Source organism: Methylophilus glucosoxydans (assembly GCF_042676145.1).
GTDB classification, from domain to species: Bacteria; Pseudomonadota; Gammaproteobacteria; order Burkholderiales; family Methylophilaceae; genus Methylophilus; species Methylophilus glucosoxydans.
Genome location: NZ_JBHTJW010000001.1, coordinates 132,428 through 158,214 on the forward strand (window position 1 = coordinate 132,428; position 25,787 = coordinate 158,214).

At 50.3% G+C, this 25,787-nt stretch carries 32 protein-coding genes and 1 tRNA gene; 28 read left to right on the plus strand and 5 right to left on the minus strand.

From position 1 onward, the window contains the following. Window positions 1–36 precede the first annotated feature (36 nt). The 18 genes from ruvC (at window position 37) to xerD (ending at window position 12,740) form a co-directional block, all read left to right on the plus strand. Complete coding sequence (gene ruvC, locus ACFQ1T_RS00635; RefSeq protein WP_194749826.1) at window positions 37–597, plus strand: crossover junction endodeoxyribonuclease RuvC; 561 nt, start codon at window positions 37–39, stop codon at window positions 595–597. Continuing rightward, window positions 594–1,169, plus strand: a complete 576-nt coding sequence (gene ruvA / locus ACFQ1T_RS00640; RefSeq protein WP_194749827.1) for a Holliday junction branch migration protein RuvA — start codon at window positions 594–596, stop codon at window positions 1,167–1,169. Before ruvC ends, ruvA begins: the two co-directional genes overlap by 4 nt. 129 nt (window positions 1,170–1,298) lie before the next feature. Next, window positions 1,299–2,345, plus strand: coding sequence for a Holliday junction branch migration DNA helicase RuvB (gene ruvB / locus ACFQ1T_RS00645; protein WP_194749828.1), 1,047 nt, complete (start codon window positions 1,299–1,301; stop codon window positions 2,343–2,345). Window position 2,346: 1 nt separating this feature from the next. Further along, entirely contained in the window at window positions 2,347–2,742 is a 396-nt protein-coding gene (ybgC, locus tag ACFQ1T_RS00650) for a tol-pal system-associated acyl-CoA thioesterase (protein WP_379073399.1), read from the plus strand. Next, complete coding sequence (tolQ, locus tag ACFQ1T_RS00655) at window positions 2,739–3,413, plus strand: protein TolQ (RefSeq protein WP_194749830.1); 675 nt, start codon at window positions 2,739–2,741, stop codon at window positions 3,411–3,413. Before ybgC ends, tolQ begins: the two co-directional genes overlap by 4 nt. 11 nt (window positions 3,414–3,424) lie before the next feature. Further along, window positions 3,425–3,817: an ExbD/TolR family protein gene (locus ACFQ1T_RS00660; protein WP_194749831.1), complete on the plus strand. Its 393-nt coding sequence runs from the start codon at window positions 3,425–3,427 to the stop codon at window positions 3,815–3,817. A gap of 21 nt (window positions 3,818–3,838) precedes the next feature. Then, complete coding sequence (gene tolA, locus ACFQ1T_RS00665; protein ID WP_379073400.1) at window positions 3,839–4,675, plus strand: cell envelope integrity protein TolA; 837 nt, start codon at window positions 3,839–3,841, stop codon at window positions 4,673–4,675. 99 nt (window positions 4,676–4,774) lie between these two features. Continuing rightward, a complete protein-coding gene (gene tolB, locus ACFQ1T_RS00670; RefSeq protein WP_379073755.1) occupies window positions 4,775–6,070 on the plus strand; it encodes a Tol-Pal system beta propeller repeat protein TolB in 1,296 nt (431 codons plus the stop codon). A 61-nt stretch (window positions 6,071–6,131) separates the two neighbouring features. Continuing rightward, complete coding sequence (gene pal / locus ACFQ1T_RS00675; protein ID WP_338656296.1) at window positions 6,132–6,683, plus strand: peptidoglycan-associated lipoprotein Pal; 552 nt, start codon at window positions 6,132–6,134, stop codon at window positions 6,681–6,683. After that, window positions 6,670–7,533, plus strand: a complete 864-nt coding sequence (locus ACFQ1T_RS00680; protein ID WP_194749835.1) for a YbgF trimerization domain-containing protein — start codon at window positions 6,670–6,672, stop codon at window positions 7,531–7,533. The genes pal and ACFQ1T_RS00680 overlap by 14 nt, the downstream gene beginning before the upstream one ends. 84 nt (window positions 7,534–7,617) lie before the next feature. Continuing rightward, on the plus strand, window positions 7,618–8,259 hold the full coding sequence (gene queE / locus ACFQ1T_RS00685; RefSeq protein WP_379073401.1) for a 7-carboxy-7-deazaguanine synthase QueE: 642 nt from the start codon (window positions 7,618–7,620) through the stop codon (window positions 8,257–8,259). Window positions 8,260–8,261: 2 nt separating this feature from the next. Beyond that, on the plus strand, window positions 8,262–8,960 hold the full coding sequence (gene queC / locus ACFQ1T_RS00690) for a 7-cyano-7-deazaguanine synthase QueC (RefSeq protein ID WP_194749837.1): 699 nt from the start codon (window positions 8,262–8,264) through the stop codon (window positions 8,958–8,960). A gap of 81 nt (window positions 8,961–9,041) precedes the next feature. Next, complete coding sequence (gene rpsP, locus ACFQ1T_RS00695; protein ID WP_379073402.1) at window positions 9,042–9,470, plus strand: 30S ribosomal protein S16; 429 nt, start codon at window positions 9,042–9,044, stop codon at window positions 9,468–9,470. A gap of 22 nt (window positions 9,471–9,492) precedes the next feature. After that, on the plus strand, window positions 9,493–10,044 hold the full coding sequence (gene rimM, locus ACFQ1T_RS00700) for a ribosome maturation factor RimM (RefSeq protein WP_338656302.1): 552 nt from the start codon (window positions 9,493–9,495) through the stop codon (window positions 10,042–10,044). Between the two features lie 18 nt (window positions 10,045–10,062). Beyond that, window positions 10,063–10,812, plus strand: coding sequence for a tRNA (guanosine(37)-N1)-methyltransferase TrmD (gene trmD, locus ACFQ1T_RS00705; protein WP_379073757.1), 750 nt, complete (start codon window positions 10,063–10,065; stop codon window positions 10,810–10,812). 33 nt (window positions 10,813–10,845) lie between these two features. Further along, window positions 10,846–11,235, plus strand: coding sequence for a 50S ribosomal protein L19 (gene rplS / locus ACFQ1T_RS00710; RefSeq protein WP_194749841.1), 390 nt, complete (start codon window positions 10,846–10,848; stop codon window positions 11,233–11,235). A 104-nt stretch (window positions 11,236–11,339) separates the two neighbouring features. Next, complete coding sequence (locus ACFQ1T_RS00715) at window positions 11,340–11,816, plus strand: methylated-DNA--[protein]-cysteine S-methyltransferase (protein WP_379073403.1); 477 nt, start codon at window positions 11,340–11,342, stop codon at window positions 11,814–11,816. Window positions 11,817–11,822: 6 nt separating this feature from the next. After that, window positions 11,823–12,740 (plus strand): site-specific tyrosine recombinase XerD, encoded by a 918-nt coding sequence (gene xerD / locus ACFQ1T_RS00720; protein WP_379073404.1) that lies wholly within the window; start codon window positions 11,823–11,825, stop codon window positions 12,738–12,740. 21 nt (window positions 12,741–12,761) lie between these two features. Here the strand turns inward: xerD and ACFQ1T_RS00725 are convergent, their stop codons facing one another. Further along, on the minus strand, window positions 12,762–13,853 hold the full coding sequence (locus ACFQ1T_RS00725; RefSeq protein WP_379073405.1) for a hypothetical protein: 1,092 nt from the start codon (window positions 13,851–13,853) through the stop codon (window positions 12,762–12,764). Window positions 13,854–13,868: 15 nt separating this feature from the next. Further along, the gene (gene folB / locus ACFQ1T_RS00730; RefSeq protein WP_379073406.1) at window positions 13,869–14,219 is read right to left on the minus strand and encodes a dihydroneopterin aldolase; all 351 of its coding nucleotides are present in this window, start codon (window positions 14,217–14,219) and stop codon (window positions 13,869–13,871) included. 109 nt (window positions 14,220–14,328) lie between these two features. Here folB and plsY point away from each other — a divergent pair, with 109 nt between their 5' ends. Beyond that, on the plus strand, window positions 14,329–14,940 hold the full coding sequence (gene plsY, locus ACFQ1T_RS00735) for a glycerol-3-phosphate 1-O-acyltransferase PlsY (RefSeq protein WP_194749140.1): 612 nt from the start codon (window positions 14,329–14,331) through the stop codon (window positions 14,938–14,940). Between the two features lie 109 nt (window positions 14,941–15,049). Here the strand turns inward: plsY and tsaD are convergent, their stop codons facing one another. After that, the gene (gene tsaD / locus ACFQ1T_RS00740) at window positions 15,050–16,072 is read right to left on the minus strand and encodes a tRNA (adenosine(37)-N6)-threonylcarbamoyltransferase complex transferase subunit TsaD (protein WP_379073407.1); all 1,023 of its coding nucleotides are present in this window, start codon (window positions 16,070–16,072) and stop codon (window positions 15,050–15,052) included. A gap of 139 nt (window positions 16,073–16,211) precedes the next feature. Here tsaD and rpsU point away from each other — a divergent pair, with 139 nt between their 5' ends. The 6 genes from rpsU (at window position 16,212) to ACFQ1T_RS00770 (ending at window position 21,670) form a co-directional block, all read left to right on the plus strand. Continuing rightward, window positions 16,212–16,424: a 30S ribosomal protein S21 gene (gene rpsU, locus ACFQ1T_RS00745; protein WP_018987466.1), complete on the plus strand. Its 213-nt coding sequence runs from the start codon at window positions 16,212–16,214 to the stop codon at window positions 16,422–16,424. 151 nt (window positions 16,425–16,575) lie between these two features. Beyond that, complete coding sequence (locus tag ACFQ1T_RS00750) at window positions 16,576–17,019, plus strand: GatB/YqeY domain-containing protein (protein ID WP_194749142.1); 444 nt, start codon at window positions 16,576–16,578, stop codon at window positions 17,017–17,019. A gap of 78 nt (window positions 17,020–17,097) precedes the next feature. Continuing rightward, entirely contained in the window at window positions 17,098–18,837 is a 1,740-nt protein-coding gene (gene dnaG, locus ACFQ1T_RS00755; RefSeq protein ID WP_313986364.1) for a DNA primase, read from the plus strand. 149 nt (window positions 18,838–18,986) lie between these two features. Next, window positions 18,987–20,936, plus strand: a complete 1,950-nt coding sequence (gene rpoD / locus ACFQ1T_RS00760; protein ID WP_194749144.1) for an RNA polymerase sigma factor RpoD — start codon at window positions 18,987–18,989, stop codon at window positions 20,934–20,936. A 20-nt stretch (window positions 20,937–20,956) separates the two neighbouring features. Further along, window positions 20,957–21,035, plus strand: a tRNA-Ile gene (locus ACFQ1T_RS00765). A gap of 299 nt (window positions 21,036–21,334) precedes the next feature. After that, window positions 21,335–21,670, plus strand: coding sequence for a hypothetical protein (locus ACFQ1T_RS00770; protein WP_379073408.1), 336 nt, complete (start codon window positions 21,335–21,337; stop codon window positions 21,668–21,670). A gap of 366 nt (window positions 21,671–22,036) precedes the next feature. On the opposite strand, the gene ACFQ1T_RS00775 is transcribed toward ACFQ1T_RS00770, so the two are convergent. Further along, window positions 22,037–22,975 carry an OmpA family protein gene (locus ACFQ1T_RS00775; protein ID WP_379073409.1) on the minus strand — a complete coding sequence of 313 codons (939 nt, stop codon included), beginning with the start codon at window positions 22,973–22,975 and terminating at the stop codon, window positions 22,037–22,039. Beyond that, the gene (locus ACFQ1T_RS00780; protein WP_379073410.1) at window positions 22,975–23,388 is read right to left on the minus strand and encodes a DUF4398 domain-containing protein; all 414 of its coding nucleotides are present in this window, start codon (window positions 23,386–23,388) and stop codon (window positions 22,975–22,977) included. Before ACFQ1T_RS00780 ends, ACFQ1T_RS00775 begins: the two co-directional genes overlap by 1 nt. A gap of 244 nt (window positions 23,389–23,632) precedes the next feature. On the opposite strand from ACFQ1T_RS00780, the gene ACFQ1T_RS00785 reads away from it, so the two are divergent. From ACFQ1T_RS00785 to ACFQ1T_RS00795, 3 genes are all read left to right on the plus strand, one after another. Beyond that, the gene (locus ACFQ1T_RS00785; RefSeq protein WP_379073411.1) at window positions 23,633–23,956 is read left to right on the plus strand and encodes a hypothetical protein; all 324 of its coding nucleotides are present in this window, start codon (window positions 23,633–23,635) and stop codon (window positions 23,954–23,956) included. A 446-nt stretch (window positions 23,957–24,402) separates the two neighbouring features. Further along, a complete protein-coding gene (locus ACFQ1T_RS00790) occupies window positions 24,403–24,837 on the plus strand; it encodes a hypothetical protein (protein ID WP_379073412.1) in 435 nt (144 codons plus the stop codon). A 206-nt stretch (window positions 24,838–25,043) separates the two neighbouring features. After that, on the plus strand, window positions 25,044–25,778 hold the full coding sequence (locus tag ACFQ1T_RS00795) for a hypothetical protein (RefSeq protein WP_379073413.1): 735 nt from the start codon (window positions 25,044–25,046) through the stop codon (window positions 25,776–25,778). Window positions 25,779–25,787: the final 9 nt, after the last annotated feature.

The window sequence follows — 25,787 nt, forward strand, 5'->3', positions numbered from 1 at the left end:
CTTTCTTGCCAACCGACTTGAACTGGGTGTCTTGACGTGAGTAGTCAGCGTATTTTGGGCATAGACCCCGGCCTGAGAATTACGGGTTTCGGTGTGATAGAAGCCGTGGATGGCAAATTGTCCTACGTGACCAGTGGCGTGATTAAAACCGCATCAGCCAAAAAAACCGCAGAGGGCGAGTCAGAAAAAGAGGCCTTGCCCGAGCGCCTGAAGGTTATTCTGGATGGCTTGTTTGAGGTGATTTCAACCTATCAGCCCACGCAAGTGGCGATTGAAAAAGTGTTTGTTAATGTCAACCCCCAGTCCACGCTGTTATTGGGTCAGGCGCGCGGTGCCGCCATTTCTGCGGCGGTGATCCGTCAACTGCCGGTGGCCGAATATACGGCGCTGCAAGTCAAACAATCGGTCGTGGGTAATGGCCATGCGCAAAAAGAGCAGGTGCAAGAGATGGTCAAGCGCCTGCTTAAATTACCGGCTACGCCTAGCCCGGACTCTGCCGACGCCTTGGCTTGCGCGATTTGTCATGCACATGGCGGTCAGGGCCTGGGGGCTTTGGCGACGACCGGCTTCAGAGTTAGAAATGGAAGATTGATATGATCGCACGTCTGAATGGCCGCTTGCTGGAAAAGTCCCCACCCTTGATTGTGGTGGATTGCAATGGCGTGGGCTATGAAGTAGAGGTGCCGATGAGCACTTTTTATAATTTGCCCGATCTGGGGCAACCTGTGCAGATTTTGACGCATATGGTGGTGCGCGAGGATGCGCAACTGCTGTATGGCTTTGGCAGTGAGCAAGAGAAAAATACCTTCAAGCAGTTGCTGAAGGTGAATGGTATTGGTGCCAAGTCTGCGCTGGCGATTTTGAGTGGTGTCAGCGTGAATGATTTGATGCTGGCTGTCAGCCAGCAAGAGGTCGGCTTGCTGACGCGTATTCCTGGCATCGGCAAAAAAACGGCCGAGCGTTTGTTACTCGAGCTCAAAGACAAATTTGTGGTGACGGGGTCCACCTCGGCGCAACCAGCCGTCAAAGCGGCGACAGATGATATCCTCAATGCACTGGTGGCGCTTGGTTACCATGAGCGTGAGGCGGCTGCGACCCTGAAGTTGCTGGAGCCTGGCATTAGTGTGAGCGATGGTATCCGGCAGGCGCTCAAGTATCTGGCCAAGTAGTCCGGCCAGGCCGAGCGCGAGTCTGTAATAGTCATACGCTGCATGGTATGATGACAAAAATAACTGATTCAATCGCGGCATGAGGCCTTCATTGTTGAGTATTGCATTGCACTTCATCGCCCATCACCCATGATAGAAACCGATAGACTCGTCGCTCCCGCTACTGCCAGCACTCAAGAAGAAGCGCTTGAGCGTGCCTTGCGTCCCAAGCATCTGGATGAGTATGTGGGGCAGGAGAAGGCGCGCGGTCAACTCGAAATCTTTATTAATGCGGCCCGTGGCCGACAAGAGGCACTTGATCATGTGCTGCTGTTCGGCCCGCCTGGTCTGGGTAAAACCACGCTTGCTCACATTGTGGCTAAAGAGATGGGCGTGAACCTGCGCATGACCTCGGGCCCAGTGTTGGAGCGAGCCGGCGATCTGGCGGCATTGCTGACCAATCTTGAACCCAACGACGTCTTGTTTATTGACGAGATTCATCGCCTGAGCCCGGTGGTTGAGGAGATATTGTATCCGGCCATGGAAGATTACCGACTCGATATCATGATCGGTGAAGGACCTGCAGCACGCAGTGTGCGACTGGATTTGCCGCCTTTTACGCTGGTGGGGGCGACCACGCGCGCGGGCATGTTGACCAACCCCTTGCGTGACCGCTTTGGCATTGTGGCGCGGCTGGAGTTTTACAGTCACGCCGAGCTATCCAAGATTGTCATGCGGTCGGCCAACTTGCTCGAGGTTGAAATGCAAGCGGCCGGCGCGCTGGAGATTGCCAGACGTTCACGCGGCACACCGCGGATTGCCAATCGTCTGCTACGCCGGGTCAGGGATTATGCGCAAGTCAAATCGGATGGCATTGTGACCGATACGATTGCCGATGCCGCCTTGAAAATGCTGGATGTCGATCAGCAAGGGCTGGATGTGATGGATCGCAAGTTATTGCAGGCGGTGGTTGAAAAATTTGGTGGCGGGCCAGTGGGACTGGACAATCTTGCTGCGGCCATTGGTGAAGAGCGTGACACCATAGAAGATGTGCTGGAGCCCTATCTGATTCAGCAAGGCTATCTGATGCGCACGCCGCGCGGACGCGTGGCCACGCAGTTGACTTACCAGCATTTTGGCTTGAAAGCGCCTGTCAGCATGGTGTCAGCCGATTTATGGCAAGATGCCGGGCAATAACATGGTTGAGTTTCCTGTACGTGTGTATTACGAGGATACCGATGCCGGTGGTGTGGTCTATCACAGCCGCTACCTGAATTTTATGGAGCGTGCGCGCACCGAGTGGTTGCGGACTGCGGGCTTTGACCAAAGCGCGCTCAAGCAGCAAGAACATGTGTTGTTTGTCGTCCACAGCATGCAGCTACAATTTAAAAAACCGGCCCGGCTGGATGACCAGTTGCGGGTGGTTTCGCAGTTGCTGGAGATGGGGCGTGGCAGTTTTAGCTGCCAGCAGCAGGTCATGCGTGATGAAACGATTTTAATTGAGGCACAGGTGAAAGTCGCCTGTGTCGATGCGGATTCATTTAAACCCACGGGTATTCCGGCCCGTATCAAAATTGCACTGGAGTCTTCATGAATGTAGCGAACGATATGTCGATTTTTACCCTGGTGAGCGGGGCTAGTTTGCCAGTTCAGCTGGTGATGCTGATTCTGCTGCTGACCTCACTCGCCTCCTGGTGGTATATCTTCATTAAGGTTTTTTCACTTAAGGCTGCCAACGAAAATGTGGATCAGTTTGAAGCGCAATTCTGGTCCGGCGGTGATTTGAACGAGCTGTACGAGCGCATCACGACTGGTCGCAAAACCCCTCAAGGTATGGCCAGCATTTTTCAGGCCGGGTTAAAAGAATTTATCCGCTACAAGCAGCAAAAAGATACCGAAGTCAGTGATGTGATGGAGGCGACGCGTCGTGCCATGCGTGCAGCATATAACCGCGAACTGGATTATCTGGATGCGCACCTGCCATTCTTGGCTTCCGTAGGTTCGGTCAGTCCTTACATCGGCCTGTTCGGCACAGTGTGGGGCATTATGAACGCCTTCCGTGGCTTGTCTAACGTTGCGCAGGCGACATTGAGCCAGGTTGCCCCTGGCATTGCCGAGGCGCTGGTGGCGACTGCGATCGGGTTGTTTGCCGCGATCCCAGCCGTGATCGCCTATAACCGCTTTGCCGCGGGCGTAGACCGCCTCTCTGTCCGTTACGAGAGCTTTATCGAAGAATTTACCAACATTTTGCAACGTAGAGCCTGATAGGAGCCGCGATGAGCAGAACGCGTAAACGTCGCATGATGAACCAGATTAACGTCGTCCCCTATATCGACGTCACGCTGGTGTTGCTGGTGATTTTTATGGTGACCGCGCCCATGACCAATCCCGGTATGGTGGAGTTGCCCAAAGTCGGGCAGGCGCTCAAGCAGAGTGGTGACCCGATTGTGATCACCGTGCAAAAAGAAGGCACTGTGATGATGGAAGGCAAAGAAATGCAGCGTGACGATATGCTGGCTTTGATTCGTCAGCGCCTGTCTGAGACACAAAAGCCGGTGGTGGTGTCTGCAGATAAAAACACGCCTTATGGTGAAGTGGTGTCCGTCATGGATTTGCTCAAACAGGCGCAGGTGAATCAAGTTGGTTTGCTGTTTCAGAATGAGAAATAACGGGCAGGTTGCTTAAAGCGCATGAAAGTCACTTACTCCCCACAAGATCAGGCGATACGCAAACGGGCAGCGATCTTATCCGTGCTCATGCACGTGTTGCTGTGCTTGGGCATGATCTTTATGGTTGACTGGAAAGCGGTCCACGTGACCCCCAGCGTAATGGAGGCGACCTTGTGGGATAGCTTGCCCAGTAAACAGCCTGCCAAGCCAGTGGAAAAGCCGGTAGAACCGCCACCACCACCTGAACCCAAACCAGAACCGACACCGCCGCCCAGGCCGCCTGAGCCAGAACCTAAACCGCAACCCAAGCCTGAGCCTGCGCCTCAAGTCAAGCAAGCGGAACAAGAGGCGGAAATTGCACTCAAAAAGCAGGAGGAAGAGAAGAAGCGCCTGCTGGACGAAGAGAAAAAGAAGGAACTTGAGCAGAAAAAGCAGGAAGAAAAACTGAAAAAAATTCAGGAAGCCTTGCGTAAACAAGAGGAAGAAGAAAAGCTGAAAAAAATTCAGGATGCGATGCGCCAGCAAGAGTTGGACGCACAGCAGTCGGCGGCGGCTGCAGCGGTTGATCCGTCTGTGCTCAGTTATTACATGGGCTTGATGAGCCGCAAAATCCGTAGCAATGTGAACCCCGGCTTGTGCCCTGTTTCTAACCCCGAGTTGCTGGTAGATATCCAGATGATGAATTCGGGAGATATTTCCGGCATGCCCAAGCTGGTGCGAGGGTCGGGCGATGCCATTTGTGATGATGCAGTGATCCGTGCCATTTTGGCGGCCAAGCCCTTCGATTTGCCGGATGATCCTGCGGCACGTAGAAAAATGGTAGATCAGATTCGCTTGAAGTTGAAGCCACGTGGCTAGGCAAGCAATGACGATGAAGCGGCTTTTCGTTATAATTCAGATATATAAGCAAACCAGATGAATAATATTGTCACCATGAAAACACACACACGAGGTTTGATGCACGCATTTGCTACGGCGATTTTTGCCGGATTCGTTGCGCTGCTGGCGGTTATCCCTGCCCATGCGGCACTAGAGCTTGAGATCAGTGGCGGTAGTGCCATTCAGATTCCAGTCGCGATTCTGCCGATGGCCGAGACAGACAATCCGCAAGCACAAAGCCGTTTGCATGAGATCATCAGTAACGACCTGCGTAGCAGTGGCATGTTCCGTATTATCAATACCAGTGGTATGCCGGCATTGCCGACCAATGCTTCTCAAATCAAATATACCGACTGGGCTGCGCTCAAGGCACAAGGCTTGAGCTTGGGTGAAGTGCAGTCAACAGGCAACGGCAATCTCAAGATCTCGGTGCAGGTGATGGATGTGTTGCGTCAAACGGCGTTGCTGCAACTGACCTATACCGTCTCTGCTAGTCAATACCGCCATGTCGCGCACATGATTGCCGACCAGATTTATGAAAAGTTTACCGGTCAGCCTGGCGCCTTTGCCACGCGCATTGCTTACGTTACCAAAACAGGTAAGCGCTTTACGCTGCAAATTGCGGATTACGATGGCTACAATGCACAAACGCTGGTGTCTTCGAATGAGCCGATTATTTCACCGGCCTGGTCGCCAGATGGCACCAAGATGGCTTACGTGTCTTTTGAGAAAAAGAAACCGATTGTGTTTGTGCAGTCCTTGTATACGGGTGAGCGCAAAGTGGTGGCTAACTTCAAGGGGAATAACAGTGCCCCGGCCTGGTCGCCAGACGGTAGCAAATTGGCGGTGGTGTTGACCTATGGCGCCAACTCGCAGATTTATACTATTGCTGCGGATGGTTCCAACTTGCAGCAAATCACCAAAAGCAGTGCGATTGATACCGAGCCAGCGTTCTCGCCTGATGGCCAGTTTATTTACTTCAGCTCAGACCGTGGCGGACGTCCTCAGATTTACAAGGTGCCTGCTTCTGGTGGCTCCCCTTCGCGCGTGACTTTCGAGGGTGGCTATAACGTGAGCCCGCGCTTTTCCCCCGATGGCAAGTATTTAACCTATATTCGCAATGACGGCGGTTCTTTTAAAGTAGCCGTTCAGGAGTTGGCGTCTGGCAATGTCAAACTGCTGAGCAATGGTTCGCAAGATGAGTCGCCGAGCTTTGCCCCGAACGCACGTACCATCATGTATGCCACCCGGGTGGGCGGCAAGGGGACCTTGGCGACAGTGACCGTGGATGGTCTGGTCAGACAGCGTCTGTCTGAGGCCGGCGGTGATATTCGTGAGCCCGCCTGGGGTCCTGCACAAGCTTCAGCCAAGTAGTCGTAACAATAATCGTCTTTTTGGTTAATTTTATTCAGTCAATCATTTTTAAGGAGAAAGTATGAACAAGAGTATTTGGACAATTGCAGCACTGGCATTAGTGCTAACCGCTTGTAAAAGCACCCCGATGAACCCAGCCAAGGTTGAAGATTCCAGCGTGACTCGCCCAATGGCAAAACAAAACGGCAATGGTAATGATGGCTCTGCAAGCACAGACAAAATCAATATCAAAACCGTTGATGTGGATACCAGCAAAGACGAGTTGAGTGCCGCTGAATTGGCCAAGCGTCAGGTATTTTTTGATTACGACAGCGACGCGATTCGTGAAGAGTACAAGAGCCTGATTGCTAACCACGCCAAATACCTGATCGCCCACCCACAAACTAAAGTGGTACTGCAAGGTAACACCGACGAGCGTGGCACGCACGAGTACAACCTGGCATTGGGTCAGCGTCGTTCCGTGGCTGTGAAAAATGCGCTGAACGTATTGGGCGTGAGCGATAGCCAGATCGAAACTGTGAGCTACGGTGAAGAGCGTGCGAAACAAAACTGCGCGGATGACGGTTGCTTCCAGCAAGACCGCCGCGTAGACATCGTTTATGCAGGTCAGTAATTTGCGATACGCTGCGGTATTGATGGCCCTTGGCTTGACGGTGTCTACCGTCAGCCAGGCGGCTTTATTCGATGATACTGAAGCCAGAAAGCGTATTCTTGAGCTCGAAACCAAGCAGGGTGCAGATTATGATGCACAGCAAAAAGCCATCACAGACCTGACACGCACCCAGCAATCGCTGGACAGACGCGTGCAAAGTCTGGAAATGCTGATCAACGGCAAGGGTTTGCTGGACATGCAGAATCAGCTGGAGCAGCTCCGTCAGGATGTGGCACAACTGAAGGGTGATCTTGAAGTGGTGACCCATCAGCTTGAGGATATGCGTACCAAGCAGAATGCGTCTTACACCGATCTGGATACGCGTGTGCGCAAGCTGGAAACCTTGGCACAATCAGTGACAAATGGTCAAGGCTTACCCGTCGCAGGCGCGAGTGGTACGACTGGCGATGTAAAAGCTGATGTTTCCCAGCAGGAAACCAGCGCGTTTGCCGAGGCAGAGTCGCTCAACCAGGCAGGCAAGTACAAAGAGGCCTTTAATGCCTATGATGCGTTCCTGAAGACTTACTCTAATAGCAAGCTGGTGCCAGATGCCATGTACGGCATGGGATATACCCAGTTTGCACTGAAGAGCTACAAATCCTCTGCTGCCACACAGCAGAAGTTTCTGGAGAGTTATGCGACGCATCCCTTGGCACCGAATGCCATGCTCAATCTGGCGAATAGTCAGATTCAGTTGGGGCAGATTCCGGCCGCCAAAAAGACCTTGAAGGATCTCATTGCGGCCTATCCATCGGCTGAAGTGACGCCTAGCGCACAAAAACGCTTGAAAGTGCTCGAAACGATCAAATAGCAGATTTTCGTTATTGAAATGACCTTATTTCAGCGATAATAGCGGGCAGATAGCAATATCTGCCCGTTTACTTTTAGTTTCCCCATGACCACACTCAAAATTTTCGAGATTTTTTACTCCCTGCAGGGCGAGAGCTCACGTGTCGGGCTGCCTACGATTTTTATCCGCCTGACCGGCTGCCCATTGCGTTGTGGTTATTGTGATACGGAGTATGCGTTTAAAGGCGGCAGCAATATGATGCTGGATGACATCATGCAGCAGATTGCAGCCTACGATACCCGTTACGTCTGCGTGACCGGCGGCGAGCCGCTGGCGCAAAAGGGCTGTATCGAATTGCTGACCAGGCTGGGCGATGCTGGCTATCAGGTGTCTTTGGAGACGAGTGGTGCCATGGATATCGCCGAGGTCGATTCACGCGTGAAAGTCATTATGGACATCAAAACGCCTGGGTCGGGTGAAGTAGAAAAAAACCGCTGGGAAAACTTGCCTTTGCTGAAAGCCGGTGATGAAGTGAAATGGGTGATTTGCAGCCGGGAAGATTATGACTGGGCCAAATTGATGTTGCAGACCCGGGCATTCCCGGTCGATTGCGATCAGTTATTTTCGCCCAGCTTTCATGAGGTCAGTGGCGAAACTTTGGCCAGCTGGATTTTGCAAGATCACCTCAAGGTGCGTATGCAGCTTCAATTACATAAAATTCTCTGGGGCGAGAAACAAGGAGTATAAGCGTGACAGCAGCAAACCCTAAGGCGGTGATTTTATTATCGGGCGGCCTGGACTCAAGTACGGTATTGGCAATTGCCAAATCGCAAGGCTACGACTGTTATTGCCTGAGTCTGGATTATCATCAGCGCCATAATGTTGAGCTGCAGGCCGCCCAACGCGTTGCGGCAGCCTTGGGGGCAGCCGAGCATAAAACCGTACAGCTGGATTTGTCCTTGTTTGGTGGTTCGGCACTGACTGACAATGCGATCGCAGTCCCTGAGCAAGAGACGCAGGGCATTCCTGTCACTTACGTGCCGGCACGCAATACGATTATGCTATCCTTGTCCCTGGCCTGGGCCGAGGTGTTGCAGGCGCGGGATATTTTTATCGGCGTCAATGCGCTGGATTATTCCGGCTACCCTGATTGCCGTGGTGAATATGTCAAAGCCTTCCAGCAAATGGCCAATCTGGCCACTAAAGCTGCGGTAGAGGGGCAAACCATTACCGTGCATGCACCGTTGATCGATATGACCAAGGCTGACATTATCCGCACCGGCCATGCGCTGGGGGTGGATTATGGCTTAACCGTTTCTTGTTATCAGGCCGATGGTCAAGGCGCCGCGTGTGGCGTGTGTGACTCCTGCCGCTTCCGCAAAGCGGGATTTATACAAGCGGGCGTGGCTGATCCGACGCTGTACAGGAATGCATCGTCAGGTGAGTGAAAAAGACTTGCCACTGTTTTAAAAAATCAAGTATAATCCGCGCCTTTCTGCAAAGAAATTCATTTTTAAGAGAACAAGATTATGGTCGTTATTCGTTTATCACGTGGTGGCTCCAAAAAGAACCCGTTTTACAGCGTTGTTGTGGCAGATTCCCGCAACCGTCGTGACGGTCGTTTTATCGAGCGCGTTGGTTTCTACAATCCATCTGCACGCGCTGGCGCTGAAGGCCTGCGTATCGATGAAGCACGTACACAATACTGGGTTGAGAACGGTGCACAACTGTCCGACACCGTAGCACGTCTGGTTAAATTCCACGCTAAAGGCGTTGAAGGCATGGCTGCTGCTAAAGCGAAAGAAGTTGCTAAAGCTGAAGCTGCCAAAGAGAAAGCCATTGCTGCTGCCGCTGCAGAAGCCGCTGCCAAGGCTAAAGCAGAAGCCGACGCTGCTGCTGCTGCTGCAGAAGCTGCCGCCGCACAAGCAGCTGCCGCTGAAGCGCCAGCTGCTGAGTAATTGTTTCAACGCCTGAATACAGATGGCGTTTGAGAACATGGTTGTGATGGGGCGCATTGTCGCCCCATATGGCGTTTATGGCTGGGTAAAAGTCGTGCCTGATACTGAGTATCTGGATGGCCTGCTGGACTACGAAGCCTGGTGGATCGGTAAAGCGCCGAATTGGCGTGAAACGACGGTAGAGCAAGCCAAAATCCATAACGATGTGTTGCTGATCAAGTTGTCAGGGGTGGGCGATAGAGATGCCGCCTTCGCGCTCAAAGGTCAGCAAATTGCTGTGCCGCGTGAGGCCTTGCCCGAGACGGAAGAGGGCGAGTATTACTGGTCTGATCTGATTGGTTTGCAAGTCAGCAATACTGAAGGCGTGGATTTCGGCAAGATTACGCAAGTGTTGGAAACCGGCGCGAACGATGTGCTGGTCGTGCGTGAAAAGCAGCCGACACAGGTCAAAGGCAAGGATGGCAAACTGCGCGAAGAGTATCGCGAGCGCTTGATCCCGTTTACCAGTGATGCTGTGCCAGAGGTGGATATCCAGGCGGGTACCGTGCTTGTGGAGTGGGATGCCGATTTTTAAAAGAAAGCGCAGCTCATGATGCAGATTGAAGTGATCAGTTTGTTTCCTGAGATGTTTGCAGCACTGACGGAATACGGGATTACTAGTCGTGCCAGACAGCGTGGCTTGTATCAGTTAACCCTGACCAATCCGCGCCAATATACGCAGGATGTGCATCACACCGTTGATGACCGGCCGTATGGTGGTGGACCAGGCATGGTGATGCTGGCGGAGCCGTTGGCACATGCCATTGGCGAAGCCAAAGCACGCTTAAGTGCGAAAGAAATAACGCCCAGGGTGATCCACTTATCGCCACGGGGCAAACCGCTGACACACGAAAAAGTGATGCAGCTCAAAGCATTACCGGGGCTGGTGCTGTTAGCCAGCCGCTATGAAGGCGTAGACCAGCGCGTGCTGGATACCTTGGTGGATGAAGAACTCTCCATCGGCGATTATGTGTTAAGTGGCGGTGAGTTGCCTGCCATGGTGTTGCTGGATGCCATCATCCGCCAATTGCCTGGGGCACTTGGCGATGCTGATTCGGCGCAGGAAGATTCATTTGTGAATGGCCTGCTCGACTATCCGCACTACACGCGCCCGGAAGAGTTTGCAGGATTAAAGGTGCCCGACGTATTGTTGTCCGGGCACCATGAAAAGATTAGACAATGGCGATTACAACAATCGCTGCTGCTAACAAGGGCTAAACGCCCGGATTTATTGGCTGAAAGGCCGTTGACGAAAGAAGAGGCTAGGCTACTTAAAGACGTTGCATCAAAAGGCTTCGAGTAGGAACGAGTCACTTTACAATTAAAAGGAACTGACATGGCAGACATTATCAAAATGTTAGAGCAAGAAGAAATTGCTCGTTTAAACAAAGCTATCCCTGACTTCGCGCCAGGTGACACCGTAGTTGTAGGTGTAAACGTGGTTGAAGGTAACCGTAAACGGGTGCAGGCTTACGAAGGCGTTGTAATCGCCAAGCGTAACAGAGGTCTGAACTCCTCTTTCATCGTGCGTAAAATCTCTTCAGGTGAAGGCGTTGAGCGTACATTCCAGACTTACTCCCCACTGATCGCTTCTATCGAAGTGAAACGCCGTGGTGACGTGCGTCGCGCTAAACTGTACTACTTGCGTGAGCGTTCAGGTAAATCTGCACGTATTAAAGAGAAACTGGTTGCGCGCGAAAAAGACATCGCAGCAGACAACTCTTAATTCAAGCGTTGCAGCAAAAAGCCCTTCAGTTGAAGGGCTTTTTTATTGCCATATTCTAATGATCGTTGGTTGCACCCGGGCCAAGATTACAGTTAAATAGGCGCATGAACAGTCTTGATGATGAACTCGATGCATTGGTGCCTGCGCCCTTTGGCTTTGTTGGTGTGCGTAGCGATGAGGCCGGTGAGCGGCTGCAGTTCTTGCTACATGCATTGCCCGTCAAAGCCAGCCCCAATCCGCGTGCGCAAGCCGTGGCCGATCAAGTCGCCACTTATCTTGAAAATCCGCATATGGTCTGGCAACCTATTCACTCTACTCTGGGCACGGCTTTTCAGCAACGCGTCTGGCAGGCCATGCGTGCGATCCCTGTCGGTGAAACCTGGACTTACAGCCAGTTGGCGGCAGCGGTTGACTCTGGCCCACGTGCCGTGGCTAATGCCTGCGGTGCCAATCCTTTGCCCTTGTTTAATCCCTGTCACCGGGTGGTTGCCAGCCATGGGCTGGGCGGATTTATGCAAGGCTTAGACGGTGGTTTGGAGATTAAACGCTGGCTGCTCGCCCATGAGCAAGGCCACAAATAAACGCCGATGCAGCAAAAAGCGCATTCTTTGACCGAGGCGGCAGCATTTCCTGAAATCGATACCTTTATCGACCAGCTCTGGCTGGAAGATGGCTTGTCGCCGAATACCTTATCCAGCTACCGCAATGATTTAAAAGGTTTTGCCGAGTGGTGCAAGCAGCACACCCATACTTTGTGGGAGGTGCAGTCGCATGATGTGCAGGCATATCTTGCCCATCGTTTCCCGCAAGTGAAGGTGCGGAGTATCAACCGCCTGATAGCCACCTTGCGCCGTTTTTACCGGTACGCGCTGGCCGCCAATCTGATTCAGCAAGACCCTACCTTGCATATCGAAGCGCCCAAAATGCCTAGGTCACTGCCAAAAACGCTGAGTGAGTCGCAGGTGGAAGATTTGCTCAATGCCCCGGATGTGAATGTGCCGCTTGGTATGCGAGACCGTGCCATGCTTGAGCTGCTCTATGCCAGTGGGTTGCGTGTCTCAGAGCTGGTAAATATCAAAATCAGCGAAGTGAGTACGCAAGATGGCGTGGTGCGCGTCACCGGTAAAGGCAGCAAAACCCGCCTGGTGCCCATGGGGCAGGAAGCGGCCGAGTGGATAGACCGTTACTTGGCAAGCGCCCGCGCGGAGATTTTAAAAGGCAGTCTGAGTGACGCGGTATTTGTCACCACACGTGGCGATGCCATGACGCGGCATGCGTTCTGGCACATTATTCAGCGGTATGCCTTGCAGGCGGGGATTTCACAACATATCAGCCCGCATGTGTTACGCCATGCGTTTGCCACGCATTTGCTCAATCATGGCGCGGATTTACGCGTAGTGCAGATGTTGCTGGGGCATGCGGATATTTCGACGACGCAGATTTATACGCATGTGGCGAGGGAGCGGTTGCAGCAGTTGCATAGGGTGCATCACCCGAGGGGGTAGTGTTCAAGAGTCGATCTAGAGCTAATGATTCGTAGTTTTGAATGACTGTAAAACCTTACTAATTTGCTCTATACCGTCAAAAGTTGATGGTAAATTTTCTTCGTTGGTAATTAAGCCGCTAAAAATGAGACTTTCGAATTTTTCTAAAGAAACAGAATCATTTGACTTCATGTTTTTCGCGAAATCAGAATAATTTTGAATAAATTGGCATAAGGTCTTTCGGAGTTCTATTTGAAGTAGCTGAGCTTTTATTGACTTGAAATTAAATAAAGAAACTCTAAAAAAATATATCAATATCAATTGCAAAGTTAAAGTGGGAAAAATAGCGTATAAAAGTAGTTCTTTGTATTCAAAGAGCTCCTTACTTCTAAACATAAGGAGAAATATCTCAATTAGAACGGGCATTATTGAGGCTGCTCCAAGTGTTGCTAGAATCCAGCGTGCCCAACTAAGCTCTTTACTCTTAGATAAATAGAGATTTTCAAAGCCCTGATATAAACCAACAAAGTTAAAAGCGGTTTTGTAATGATCAAGAGATTGCTTTAGGTTATCAACTTCTTGTTTTTTCTGAGATATTTCATTGTCCCAATTAGTCTTTAGCTGAGTAATCTCTCGAATCTTTTTGTTGAAGTCTTTAACTTCAATTAGATTTTCATGATGTAGTAAATCACTCAAGATGGCGGCAGGCATCATTGTTCGTGCATATATAATTTGACTTCTTAATTGCATGCTAAATAACTCAATGTGGTCATCAATATTTGTAATCAAGTTATTTACATTAATGGCTATTTGCGCATTACTTGTTTTTTTGAAGTTTGCCTCACAGAGAAATCTATAAAACATTACATAAATACTCTGAATATTCAATTCAATTTCTTTTTGTTGATCTTGATGAAAGAGATTATCAATCTGACTCATAAGTTGAGAGCCAATGTGAGTTATATTGAATTCACAGATATCGTCCCAAAACACATCATGGTTTTTAATCAATTCAAGTATATACAGAAGATCATCTCTTAAATATTCCTTGCCATCTAAGTCATAGTTGGCTAGTTTTTTTCTTAAGTTGTTGAATATTATTTTGTGAGAATCGTTAGAGAAAAAAGTTGACATATATGCCTTTAGATATTATTGCTGACGCGATAATTGGATGCCTAGTGCCTTCAATCCCGGCAATATCCCTGGTTTGCTCACTTTCAATTTCACACTCTGCGCCTTAAATTCCTGCAAAATCAGCTGGCAGACATGTTCACCCAAGGCCTCAACCAGTTTGAAACTGTGCTCGGCTAATGTTTCGCGAATGCGGGCGACTACCTGACCATAATCAATCGTGTCTTCAATCGCGTCACTGAGGCAGGCTTTACTAAAGTCGTAGCCGATTTCAATATCCAGAATCACAGTTTGCGGCACGGCACGCTCCCATTCTGGCACGCCCAGTTTGGTTTGCACTTTGACTTGTTCTAGAAAAATTGTGTCCATGAATCTGTGTCCTTTTATTTCCGCGCAGGCTGGAATCCAGTATGATTCGGCATCATACAACATCGTGCAGTGGCTGGCTAAGCGGCTGCATTTCAGTGGAATGAAGCGCATGAACGAAATTGGTTTTGATATTGAAGCATTGGTGTGGATCGCTGCGGCTTACCTGATAGGCTCGATTGCTTTTGGCATTATTATCAGCAAGCTGTACCGCCTGCCAGATCCACGCACCGTAGGCAGTGGCAATATCGGCGCGACCAATGTGGCGCGTAGCGGTAAAAAATCCGCTGCGATTTTGACCTTGCTGGGCGATGCATTTAAAGGCTGGTTGCCCACTTGGTTGGCACTGCAGGCGGGTATGTTGATGGACGTGGTTGCACTGGTGGGGTTGGCGGTGTTTATTGGTCACTTGTACCCGATTTATCATAAATTCAAAGGTGGCAAAGGTGTGGCGACGGCATTGGGTGTGATGATCGCCTTTTCGGGTTGGCTGGCGTTGAGTGTGGTTGCCGTCTGGCTGGCGGTGTTTTTAATCAGCCGCATTTCTTCGTTGTCTGCGCTTGTCGCTGCCGTATTGGCACCGTTGATTGCCTGGCAGTTTCTGTCACCTTATCCGGTGTATGTGGCGGTGGTCGTGGTGATGTCCGCGTTTTTGATTATTCGTCATCAATCGAATATTGAAAAACTGTTGGCCGGCACTGAAAGCCGTTTTGGAAAGAAATAGCTAACTGCCGATAAACCCAGATATAAAAACTGGGGAGAGCGTTTTGAGAATCTTTTTTAGATTTTATCGGCGGTAGAAATACAGCCCAGCAACGCCCTTTAGCAGGCAATCACTGAGGGGCTTTGAGCTCAGTCAAATCCCAGCGCGGCCGGATGCTAAAGCTGTAATCCTGTTTGCCTGGCTGCATGGCGTGCAGGCGCATCGCACCGGCAAAGGCAATCATGGCGCCGTTATCGGTGCAGAACTCCAGGCGTGGATAATTGACGCTGATACCACGTTTGGCGGCGGCTTCATTGAGCCGGGTACGCAGGCGTTTGTTGGCGCCTACGCCGCCAGACACCACCAGTCGTTTGAGTTTGGTCTGTTTGAGTGCCTTCAGGCATTTGTGCACCAGAATCTCGGTGACGGATTCTTGAAATTCCCAGGCAATATCTTTAATTGTTTCTTCATTCAATTCTGGCTGGTTGTTCACCAGCGTCAACACGGCCGTTTTCAGGCCGCTAAAGCTGAAGTTTAAATCCGGGCTGTTGAGCATTGGGCGCGGCAGTTGAAACTGTGGCTTGCCCTGATCGGCCAGTTTAGACACCGCCGGGCCGCCGGGATAGCCCAGGCCCAAGAGTTTCGCTGTTTTATCAAAGGCTTCGCCAGCCGCATCGTCCAGCGTGTCGCCTAAAAGTTCATATTGGCCAATGCCATCCACACGCATGAGTTGGCTATGTCCGCCTGAGACCAGCAAGGCGACAAACGGGAAGGCGGGTGGGTTTTCTTCGAGCATGGGTGCCAGTAGATGGCCTTCCAGGTGATGCACCCCCACAGACGGGACATTGAGGGCCATGGCCAGCGATTGTGCAATGCTGGTGCCCACCAGCAAGGCGCCCGCCAGGCCTGGACCCTGCGTGTAAGCGATGCCTTCGAGGTCTTGCAGGGTTTTATCGGCTTGCGCCAGGACTTGCTGCGTGAGTGGGAGTGCACGGCGGATATGGTCACGGGAGGCCAGTTCCGGCACGACGCCGCCATAGGCTGCATGCATGTCGATTTGCGAGTGCAAGGCGTGCGCCAGCAACCCACGGCGCGTGTCATATAATGCCACTCCGGTTTCGTCACAAGAAGATTCGATACCCAATACCAACATCTAAGATAAGTCTCGCATACGTTTTTTTGCAGAAAGGATTGATAAATCCAAATAAGCGCGATAGAATACGCGGTTTTCAGTGCTGCATCAATCCGCAAGCACCATTGTCTAACCAAATATTTGAAGGATAGGGAATTACATGACCGCTATTCGTGTGAAAGAGAACGAACCGTTTGACGTTGCAATGCGCCGTTTCAAGCGTTTGATTGAGAAAACCGGTTTGTTGAACGACTTGCGTGCTCGCGAGTTCTACGAGAAGCCAACTTGGGAGCGTAAGCGTAAAGCAGCTGCCGCGGTGAAGCGTCAGTACCGTCGTCTGCGCAACCAGCAGTTGCCTACCAAACTCTACTAATTTTTTAAGTAGATGTGCAGATCGGGTAAGCTATCACTTGGCTACCCGGTTTGAAAAAACAAATATGCGAAGGTTGTGGATTTCCGCAACCTTTAGCTGTTTTTAAAGCATACGCTTTAACGTCCTTCTTTAATTGAGAATAATCCCCGCTATGAGCCTGAAAGCACAAATCTCTGAAGACATGAAAACCGCGATGCGGGCGAAAGACATGCCCAAGCTGGGCGTGATTCGTTTGTTGCAAGCCGCCATCAAGCAGCGCGAGGTGGATGAGCGTATTGAGTTGGACGATGATGCCGTGATTGCCGCCATTGAGAAAATGCTCAAGCAGCGTCGTGATTCGATTGCTGCATTTGAAGGCGCTAACCGCATGGATTTGGCTGATCAGGAAAAATTTGAAGTCACCGTGTTGCAGGCTTATTTGCCTGCCCAGTTGAGCGAAGAAGAAATCAATGCGGTGATCGCCAAAGTGATTGCTGAAACGGGTGCAGCGGGTGCCAAGGATATGGGTAAAGTGGTGGGTGCAGTGAAACCATTGGTCGCCGGTAAGGCAGATATGGCGAAAGTGTCTGGCTTGATCAAGGTGGCCTTGGGGTAGTGTGTTTTTGCAGGCATTGAGTCAGGGGCGCATTTGCGCCCTTTGTTTTTTTGACCCGCATCAGCGATACTTGCATTTATGATCCCGGAAAGTTTTATTCAAGAACTGCTTAATCGCGTAGATATTGTCGATGTCATCGACAAGTCTGTTCCGCTGAAAAAAGCCGGGGCCAATTATTCAGCCTGTTGCCCGTTTCATAACGAAAAATCCCCCAGTTTTACCGTGAGTCCGACCAAGCAGTTTTACCATTGCTTTGGCTGTGGCGCGCATGGTTCGGCCTTGAGTTTTTTGATGGAATATAACGGCTTGAGCTTTGTCGAGGCCGTGCATGATCTCGCCAAGCAAGTTGGCATGATCGTGCCGCAGGAGCAGCGTGATCCCAACCAGCCTGCACCAACATCTAAAGCCGTGCTACTCAGTTTGCAAGAGACCTTGCAGCAGGCCGCCAATTATTACAAAGCCGAGTTAAAAAAATCACCGCGGGCGATTGATTATCTGAAAGCACGCGGCTTAAGCGGGCAGGTCGCGGCAAAATTCCAGATTGGCTATGCGCCAGCCGGGTGGCAAAATTTGCAAACCGTTTTTCCGCAATATGATGCCGAGCCGCTGGAAACTGCCGGGCTGGTGGTGCAAAACGAGCAGGGTCGTCGCTACGATCGTTTCCGTGACCGCATCATGTTCCCTATCCATAACCAAAAAGGGGAAGTCATCGGCTTTGGGGGGCGTGTAATTAACCCTGAAGACAGTCCCAAATATTACAACTCGCCGGAAACGCCCGTGTTTCAAAAAGGGCACGAGTTGTATGGCTTGTTTATGGCGCGCCGCGCCATCCGCGATGCGGGGCGGGTGTTGGTGGTAGAAGGATATATGGATGTGGTGGCGCTGGCGCAGTATGGCATTGAATATGCCGTCGCGGCGTTGGGCACGGCAACTACGCCTTTTCATATTGCCAAGCTGATGCGGCAAACCGATGAAATCGTTTTCAGTTTTGATGGCGATAAAGCCGGGCGGACTGCGGCCTGGCGCGCGGTGATGAATGCCTTGCCTGCCATCAAAGATGGCCTCAAGTTGCGGTTTTTATTCTTGCCTGCCGAGCATGACCCCGACAGCTTTGTGCGCGAGTTTGGCAAAGAAGCCTTTGAGGCCGAGATGAATCAGGCCATGCCCTTGTCGCAATATATCATTCAGCATTTAAGTGAGCATAACCCGCTGGCCTCGCAAGAGGATAAAGTGCAATTCTTGAATGATGCCGAGCCCATCCTCAAGCAAATTCAGGCGCCGCGTTATGCCATGCTGTTGCGTAAAAAAGTCGCCGAGATGACCGGCCTGGCGCAAGGCGAAATGCAGCGCATGCTGAAATTGCCGAATACCGCCAAAGCCAAGGAAAAAGCCGTGCGTCAACGCTCGCGTACGCCGTTATCTTTGCATCTGCGTTTGGCGTTGATGTTGCTCATGCGGCCACAATGGGCGCAGGCCGCGCTACTCGAGCAGGTGGCGGGTGAGAGTGATGAGGCGCAGATGTTGCGCGTGGTGTTGAAGGCCGCGATTGCCAAGCCTGAGTCTCGTCCTGTGGTGCTGTTGCAGATGATTGCGCCCTATATTTCTGAGTCGCTACGACACCAATTGCAGCGCGAGTTGTCTTTGTTGGATGAAAGCCTGGACTTTACGCTTGAATTTGAGGGGGCATGTACCCAATTATCAGACATGGCGGTCACTGCACGTGAAAATTCCCTGTTGGGGCAGTTAACTGAAAAGCCATTTTCAATGTTGTCTGAAGCAGAGCGTGAAGCCTTGCGGCAATTAACCAGCAAGCGCTAGTCGGTAATTCCCTAAAAACCGTGAGGGCATGCTTAAAAAACGTGCAAAAATCTGGTAAAATAGAGGGTTTCCCGTAATGTTAAATCGAGTGATGTGCCTGCAGCGTTTGCCAGCACTCGGCATCAATCATTTTAGAGGTGGAATCGGCCATGGCCAGACCCAAAGCAGATAAAAGTTTAGACAAAGAACTCGGAATCAACGAAGTCGAAACACACAAAGACCCCGCCACCCAGGCAATGGATGCCGAGGCACGTCGTACACGCCTCAAAACCCTGATTGTATTAGGTAAAGAGCGCGGTTACCTGACTTACGCCGAAATTAATGACCACCTGCCGGATGATGTACAAGACTCCGAGCAGATCGAGAGCATTATCGGCATGATCAACGACATGGGCATCCAGGTGTATGAAGAAGCGCCGGATGCCGAAGTGTTGCTGATGTCTGATGCACCTCCTGCCGTGACAGATGAAGATGCCGCTGAAGAAGCAGAGCAGGCATTGGCTACGGTCGATTCAGAGTTTGGACGTACAACTGACCCCGTGCGTATGTATATGCGCGAAATGGGTACCGTTGACCTGTTGACCCGCGAAGGCGAGATTGAGATCGCCAAGCGTATTGAGGACGGCCTCAAGCATATGGTGCAGGCGATTGCCGCCTGTCCAACCACCATCGCCCAATTGCTGGAGATGGTGGACAAAGTCGAAAAAGACGAAATGAGCGTGGATGAGCTGGTCGATGGTTTGATCGACAGCGATCTCGGTCTGGATGACGCTTTGGCCGTGGCGGATGCTGAAGAAGAGGAAGCCGCCGACGAGGAAGACGAAGACGAGGACGAAGACAGCGATGCCAAAGCATCTGCGCTTTCGGCCGAGGCCTTGGCAAAACTCAAAGAAGAGGTCCTGTCACGCTTTGCCGTGATTCGTGCCGCCAATACCAAAATGAACAATATCCGCGAGGCTAAAGGTACCAACGATGCCGAGTACAAGACTTTGCATCAGCAAGTGCTTGACGAGCTGACCGCTTTCCGCTTCTCTGCCAAACAGGTTGAAGCTCTGTGCGACCAAGTGCGTAACATGGTCGAAGAAGTGCGTACGCACGAACGCAAAATCATGGATTTCTGCGTAGAAAAAGCCAATATGCCACGCCAGCAATTCATCAAGAGCTTTGTTGGCAACGAAATCAACCTCAACTGGCTGGATGATGAGCTGGCAGGTAAACCTGCCTACGGTGAGCGTTTAGAGCGTTTTAGACACTCTATTCTGGACCAGCAAGAGCGGTTGCAAAACCTGCAAATCCGCGTCGGCTTGCCAATTAAAGAGTTGCGTGAAATCAACAAGCAAATGACCACCGGCGAAGCCCGTGCCCGTCGCGCCAAACGCGAAATGATCGAGGCCAACCTGCGTCTGGTGATCTCTATTGCTAAAAAATACACCAACCGTGGCTTGCAGTTCCTTGACTTGATTCAAGAAGGCAATATCGGCCTGATGAAAGCCGTGGACAAGTTTGAATACCGTCGTGGTTACAAATTCTCGACCTATGCCACTTGGTGGATCCGTCAGGCCATCACACGCTCCATCGCTGACCAGGCACGTACCATCCGTATCCCGGTGCACATGATCGAAACCATTAACAAGATGAACCGTATCAGCCGCCAGATTCTGCAAGAAACTGGTTTGGAGCCTGATCCTGCAACCTTGGCTGAAAAAATGGATATGCCGGAAGAAAAAATCCGCAAAATCCTCAAAATCAGCAAAGAGCCGATCTCCATGGAAACGCCGATTGGTGACGACGAAGACAGCCACTTGGGCGACTTTATTGAAGACAACACCACACTGGCCCCAATGGACGCAGCTGTTTACGCCAGCCTGCGTGACGCCACCAGTGAAGTGCTGGAGTCACTGACCCCACGTGAAGCCAAAGTGCTGCGCATGCGCTTTGGTATCGAAATGAACACCGACCACACGCTGGAAGAAGTCGGCAAACAGTTTGATGTCACCCGTGAACGTATCCGCCAGATCGAAGCCAAGGCCCTGCGTAAACTGCGTCACCCGACCCGTTCGGAACGTCTGCGCAGCTTCTTAGAAAACGGTCAGGATTAGTTTATAATCCCACGCTTTCCGGCCCCTTAGCTCATGCTTGGTTAGAGCAGCGGACTCATAATCCGTTGGTGCTGTGTTCGACTCACAGAGGGGCCACCAAAAATCTCTTTAAATCAAAGGGTTACGTTAATTCGTAGCCCTTTGTTTTTTTGTCATCTCGCAAAAAGTTCAACCGAGAAATAATTTCGCTCATGCATTAAGCATAAAAGTCTCTTGTAAATGTACTGGGAAATGATGCGCATAACGCATTATCATGGTGAAAATCGTATTCACATGAGATGGTTTACCAAATGGAGATTTTCCGTATTAAGATTAACCTTATGAGCGGGTCGTGCTAAAACAAGCCCCTTACTTCAAACGTTATGCCTTATAGAACAATTAGGATTTGACCTGTTAGCATGAAAAAACATAAAAATGAAGTGTATTGGGTATTGCGAGGTGAGTCTGTTTCCGGCATCGCTTTCTCTTTTATATTCATGGCTTCTGTAGCATGTCTTTTTTATTTTTCCCCTGAGCTTTATTTCAAATTTTATGGCGTTCATACGAGCATATCTGGTAGATATCATTTTTTTGGTATGTTGATATTTGTTGTTGGATGCTGGATTTTGTATTTGGATGTTTCAGTTTACATCATTAAGAAGAATAAACAGAAGAATGAGAAACAAAGGCTGCACATCGCAAATGTTTATATGGAAAATGAAATTGAAGAGCGACTGGAAAATCAAAACAATTAATCAATCGACACCTACTAATGCGATTAAAAACTAAACCATGCCTAACCCATCATTCAAGTGGGATAGCTAACGGCACCCCTAATCTCAAATATTACGAGGGTTGATATCAGACTTTACAGAGGTACAACAAAAGTTCAACACTATAGTTAGGTGACGCATCTATTTAGTTGCATAACGTAATTTAAGTATATGTATTGTTGCGTAATGATAGGCATAGTGCTACAACAATGTGGACTCATAATCCGTTGGTGCTCTGTTCGACTCATAGAGGGGCCATCAATAGAATCAAGGGCTTAGGTTGAATCCTAAGCCCTTTTCTTATTGTGCTATGCGTAGAGGATGCGCATTCGGTACAGCTGAGAGTCATTATGTTTTTTCATCTACATTAGCACCTGTATTTTCAATGATGACTTCAACACGACGGTTTAACTGGCGCCCAGATGCACTATCATTGCCCGAGACTGGTGAGGTTTCACCCTTGCCAGCAGTCACGAGGCGATCTGAATGGATGCCCTGTTTCATTAGCCAGCCCTTAACCGAGTCTGCGCGACGCTGTGACAATGCTTGATTGTAGTCAGCATTGCCGACATTGTCTGTGTGGCCTTCGATCATCACAGAACGATTTTGATGCTGATTGAGGAAGGTCGCAAGTTTGGCTAAATTTGTCGTCGCACCACTTTTTAGCTCAGCTTTGCCGGTGTCAAACAACACGTCGCCTAGCGTTACAACGAGGCCACGTTCGGTTGGCTTGGCGTTGAGTTCTGCAATCTGGCGTTGCAAATCAGCAGCTTTCTGTTGCGCATTCGCTGACTCTTGTTGTGCAGCCAGTGTTTTGAGCCGTGAGGATTCTGCATTGCTGCGCGCGTTTTCAACTTCCTTTTGCGCCGCTAATGTTTCTATCCGCGCGGAATCAGCGTTGCTGCGTGCAATATCAACTTCTTTTGTCCGGGAGTCGAGGCGTGCAGTTTCCCGTTGCTGGCTCAAGGCCGTGCGTTGCTCAACGAGCAGGCGACTTTCGGCCAGTGCTTGTGCGGTATCGACTTTGCGTTCTGCGATGTACATCAGGTGCGCAACTTGTTCTTTGTCGCCTTGAGATACCTCGGCAGCACGGACTGCCACTTCGGCCTCCTTGATCGCGACGGGGGCCTGGCTTGCCAGTGGCTGATTAGATTGCAACATGGTCAATTTACTGCGGGCATTGTTGACCGCTTCTGGTTGTATTTGTCTGGCTGTACATGCCACCAACAAGATGGATGCCACAGCGGTGGATATGAGTGTTCTAGCGTTAAAAATTTGTGGTTTCATTATTGATCTCCTGTCTTGCGCTTCATTTCCATTTTTAATGTGTCAGTCCCTTTTTGCATCTGCTCGTTAACCACACGGGCTTTTGCCACTTCGGCTAGGGCGGAGGCCAACTCAGCATCAGAGCGTGCCTGTTGGGCGAGGCGTTGTGCCAGAATCATTTTTTGTTCTTGTACTGCGCTGTGCGCTGCAGAGAGTTTGTCGCGTGCTGTACTCAGTTCGACTGCAGCATAATCCGCAACACTTGCTCTTTCTGCACTCGCGATGGCTTGCTCCGCGGCTTGCAAAGCAGAAGTTGGCGGTTTGGGTGTTGAGGCGCAACCACTGAGCAGCAACAATGCTGTAAATGCGGGGGCCAAGCCCCAGGACAACAGGCGATGACTCTTTGCCTGTGGTAAATGTAATGTGTGTGCCATGTGTTTCTCCTTGTATGAATCGAGGCACTTAGTACCTAGTGCATACAAGTATTGCAGACGACGGTTGAATGCTCCGTGCACTGGCGTACATAAGCCATCGGGCTTAGTTGCTTAACTTGCATCGATCCGATAATCCTCTAACTGAATCTTCATTACCGCTGCAACACGGATTAATCCATGAAGTATTTGATTAAAAATCAAGCGCTCACTAGAATGAAGGTCCGATTTTTGGGAAAGGTAAACGATGGATAATCCTAAACAAGTCATTGCGGCTTTAGTGCTGGGTTTTTTCTATTTGACAGCTACAACGAGTGTGATTGCTGCGGATAAATGGAGCGATGGGCACGTGGACGAGCATGAGCACCACCATGGTAAAGACGGACACGCGGATGAGCATGAGCATCACCACGGTAAGGACGGCCATGCGGATGAGCACGAGCATCACCATGGCAAAGATGGTCATACGGATGAACATGAGCACCATCATGGGAGTGACGGCCATGCAAATGAACATGAGCATCATCACGAAGACGGCAGCAAAGAAAACAAGCATGAGCATCATCACTAACTGGCGCTGCCTCGCAAAGAAAGATGCTAGCGGTATGGTTTGAGCCATCACCAAATAGGGAGGGTTGTTTGGTGATGAATCAATTCGGGAAAAACTCCTATAGGCAACTTGGTGGTATCCCGGCATGATGCGACTGAGGGCTTGATTTACCACTAGGACCACTGAACGTAACCTCGGTTATGTGCAGCGGGGTAAACCAAACCCTGCATTCGATTAAACGCATATTGATCTCAATGCAAAAAAAGCATCTCTTCGGAGGTGCTTTTTTACTTTGTATGGCTGAAATCTTCTCATTTTAAATCAAGGTCACCACTGATCCTGGTTTTGTCCTGTCTTGTACGAAAATTCCTACAAGAGGTTCAGCCTGATGTGTATTCGTTCAGGTGGTTGATTATTGGATCATAGAGGCTGTGTGAAAACAGTCATCAGTGATTGGGGAGGTTAATATGCCAAAAACAACATCACCACGAACATTTACAAGCGCACTCTCTTTACTTGCCATTACAATGGGCGCGGTCTCTGCGGCCTTAATTGTGATGTGCATTGGAATGTACTTCACGATTCTGTCGGTAGATGATTCAACGTCAGTCAAAGTGCATGCAAAGGCGGTGGAAGCGACAGCGATCGTGCCTGCTGATACTCAAGTACTCGTTGGATTCAATGGCAAGTTGACTTACACGAATGCGCCCATGATCAATGAAGCTGGCGCGGATACGCATTTGAGAGATGCCTTGTTCCGTGAGGAAGCCGAGGAAGAGATGGCTTCGTCTGCAGAGCCGCGCTTGCAGCAAGAGGCACCCCTTGCCCGCACTTATCTTGCAACTGCTCATTTGCCTGTGCAGCCGGTTCATTTTCGTGCAGTCAAACGTGTGATGGCTTAAATGCGCTGCCTTGATTGGCTAAGCATTGGTGAGAATGTATGAAAAAGGGTGTAAACATAATGGCAATGATTGAAATTTATTTCTTTTTAAGGCATTGTTAGAGATTGCATATCCTATTGGCGTAAAACTATACCTGACCGAATTTGTGGAAATATGCATTATCTTCAACATCAAACACAACCCTTGGGGATAAGGGTTTGCCTACCATGATCTACTGCTCATATCATTTTGCGCCTACTCAGCGTGGCGAAATCCAGATTGGTAAAATCAATGTGCTATTGATAGGTGTGCTGATCGTCATCTTGCTCGGCCTGATTATCAAGGGTGAGGAGCGCGAAGAGGGCAGTGCAGCAACCCTGCGTATTCAAAATCAGGTCTCTGCCGTGGCTGCCCCCGAGGTGAGCGCACAAGTAACCAGCGAGCTGACACAGGCTGTGTCTGAGACGACGCCAGCCCCTGAGTCAGAGGAGATGCCGGTGAAAAAATCGGGCAAAAAAACGGATACCCTTGCTCACAAAAAAAATGCATCGCCTGAGCCAGCCACCGAGCAACCAGCCTCAACGACAGTTGTAGCACCCCATGCACATGTGGCAGCGAATCCGGTGCCTGCAGCAACAAGTGAAGAGAATTTACAAAAAGACAGCTCCAAAAAAATGATTGTTTTTAATATCTGGAGTGTATCCGAACTCAGGCTCAGAAGTGCCTATGCGGCCTATATGAACGATAGCGCGGTGCCTGCCGTTCAGCTTGAGGGCAGAAAAAAAGAGTATTTGAGTTTTGCCAGCCACCGTACAAAAAAATGTGGCGAATTGGATGGCAAGTTTGCCAGCAATATCAATACGGTAGAGAAGCTGACGCTGGTGAAGGGTGATGCTGAAGTGTTGCAATGTCATACCATAGAGAACAACCTCGAGATTGATCGGCTCAGTGCCATTCAGTAAGGGTGGTCT

What these genes read in the sequence shown, in the direction of transcription:
- ACFQ1T_RS00715 (WP_379073403.1), top strand. Translation starts at nt 11,340, where the DNA reads ATGAACAGTCTTGATGATGAACTCGATGCATTGGTGCCTGCGCCCTTT.
- ruvB (WP_194749828.1), top strand. Translation starts at nt 1,299, where the DNA reads ATGATAGAAACCGATAGACTCGTCGCTCCCGCTACTGCCAGCACTCAA.
- trmD (WP_379073757.1), top strand. Translation starts at nt 10,063, where the DNA reads ATGCAGATTGAAGTGATCAGTTTGTTTCCTGAGATGTTTGCAGCACTG.
- ACFQ1T_RS00775 (WP_379073409.1), bottom strand. Translation starts at nt 22,975, where the DNA reads ATGAAACCACAAATTTTTAACGCTAGAACACTCATATCCACCGCTGTG.
- ACFQ1T_RS00790 (WP_379073412.1), top strand. Translation starts at nt 24,403, where the DNA reads ATGCCAAAAACAACATCACCACGAACATTTACAAGCGCACTCTCTTTA.
- ACFQ1T_RS00785 (WP_379073411.1), top strand. Translation starts at nt 23,633, where the DNA reads ATGGATAATCCTAAACAAGTCATTGCGGCTTTAGTGCTGGGTTTTTTC.
- ACFQ1T_RS00660 (WP_194749831.1), top strand. Translation starts at nt 3,425, where the DNA reads ATGAGCAGAACGCGTAAACGTCGCATGATGAACCAGATTAACGTCGTC.
- rpsU (WP_018987466.1), top strand. Translation starts at nt 16,212, where the DNA reads ATGACCGCTATTCGTGTGAAAGAGAACGAACCGTTTGACGTTGCAATG.
- xerD (WP_379073404.1), top strand. Translation starts at nt 11,823, where the DNA reads ATGCAGCAAAAAGCGCATTCTTTGACCGAGGCGGCAGCATTTCCTGAA.
- tolA (WP_379073400.1), top strand. Translation starts at nt 3,839, where the DNA reads ATGAAAGTCACTTACTCCCCACAAGATCAGGCGATACGCAAACGGGCA.
- plsY (WP_194749140.1), top strand. Translation starts at nt 14,329, where the DNA reads ATGAACGAAATTGGTTTTGATATTGAAGCATTGGTGTGGATCGCTGCG.
- ACFQ1T_RS00750 (WP_194749142.1), top strand. Translation starts at nt 16,576, where the DNA reads ATGAGCCTGAAAGCACAAATCTCTGAAGACATGAAAACCGCGATGCGG.
- ACFQ1T_RS00795 (WP_379073413.1), top strand. Translation starts at nt 25,044, where the DNA reads ATGATCTACTGCTCATATCATTTTGCGCCTACTCAGCGTGGCGAAATC.
- dnaG (WP_313986364.1), top strand. Translation starts at nt 17,098, where the DNA reads ATGATCCCGGAAAGTTTTATTCAAGAACTGCTTAATCGCGTAGATATT.
- rpsP (WP_379073402.1), top strand. Translation starts at nt 9,042, where the DNA reads ATGGTCGTTATTCGTTTATCACGTGGTGGCTCCAAAAAGAACCCGTTT.
- tolQ (WP_194749830.1), top strand. Translation starts at nt 2,739, where the DNA reads ATGAATGTAGCGAACGATATGTCGATTTTTACCCTGGTGAGCGGGGCT.
- tsaD (WP_379073407.1), bottom strand. Translation starts at nt 16,072, where the DNA reads ATGTTGGTATTGGGTATCGAATCTTCTTGTGACGAAACCGGAGTGGCA.
- tolB (WP_379073755.1), top strand. Translation starts at nt 4,775, where the DNA reads ATGCACGCATTTGCTACGGCGATTTTTGCCGGATTCGTTGCGCTGCTG.
- rimM (WP_338656302.1), top strand. Translation starts at nt 9,493, where the DNA reads ATGGCGTTTGAGAACATGGTTGTGATGGGGCGCATTGTCGCCCCATAT.
- queE (WP_379073401.1), top strand. Translation starts at nt 7,618, where the DNA reads ATGACCACACTCAAAATTTTCGAGATTTTTTACTCCCTGCAGGGCGAG.
- folB (WP_379073406.1), bottom strand. Translation starts at nt 14,219, where the DNA reads ATGGACACAATTTTTCTAGAACAAGTCAAAGTGCAAACCAAACTGGGC.
- ruvA (WP_194749827.1), top strand. Translation starts at nt 594, where the DNA reads ATGATCGCACGTCTGAATGGCCGCTTGCTGGAAAAGTCCCCACCCTTG.
- ACFQ1T_RS00780 (WP_379073410.1), bottom strand. Translation starts at nt 23,388, where the DNA reads ATGGCACACACATTACATTTACCACAGGCAAAGAGTCATCGCCTGTTG.
- rplS (WP_194749841.1), top strand. Translation starts at nt 10,846, where the DNA reads ATGGCAGACATTATCAAAATGTTAGAGCAAGAAGAAATTGCTCGTTTA.
- ybgC (WP_379073399.1), top strand. Translation starts at nt 2,347, where the DNA reads ATGGTTGAGTTTCCTGTACGTGTGTATTACGAGGATACCGATGCCGGT.
- pal (WP_338656296.1), top strand. Translation starts at nt 6,132, where the DNA reads ATGAACAAGAGTATTTGGACAATTGCAGCACTGGCATTAGTGCTAACC.
- ACFQ1T_RS00770 (WP_379073408.1), top strand. Translation starts at nt 21,335, where the DNA reads ATGAAAAAACATAAAAATGAAGTGTATTGGGTATTGCGAGGTGAGTCT.
- ACFQ1T_RS00680 (WP_194749835.1), top strand. Translation starts at nt 6,670, where the DNA reads ATGCAGGTCAGTAATTTGCGATACGCTGCGGTATTGATGGCCCTTGGC.
- ACFQ1T_RS00725 (WP_379073405.1), bottom strand. Translation starts at nt 13,853, where the DNA reads ATGTCAACTTTTTTCTCTAACGATTCTCACAAAATAATATTCAACAAC.
- rpoD (WP_194749144.1), top strand. Translation starts at nt 18,987, where the DNA reads ATGGCCAGACCCAAAGCAGATAAAAGTTTAGACAAAGAACTCGGAATC.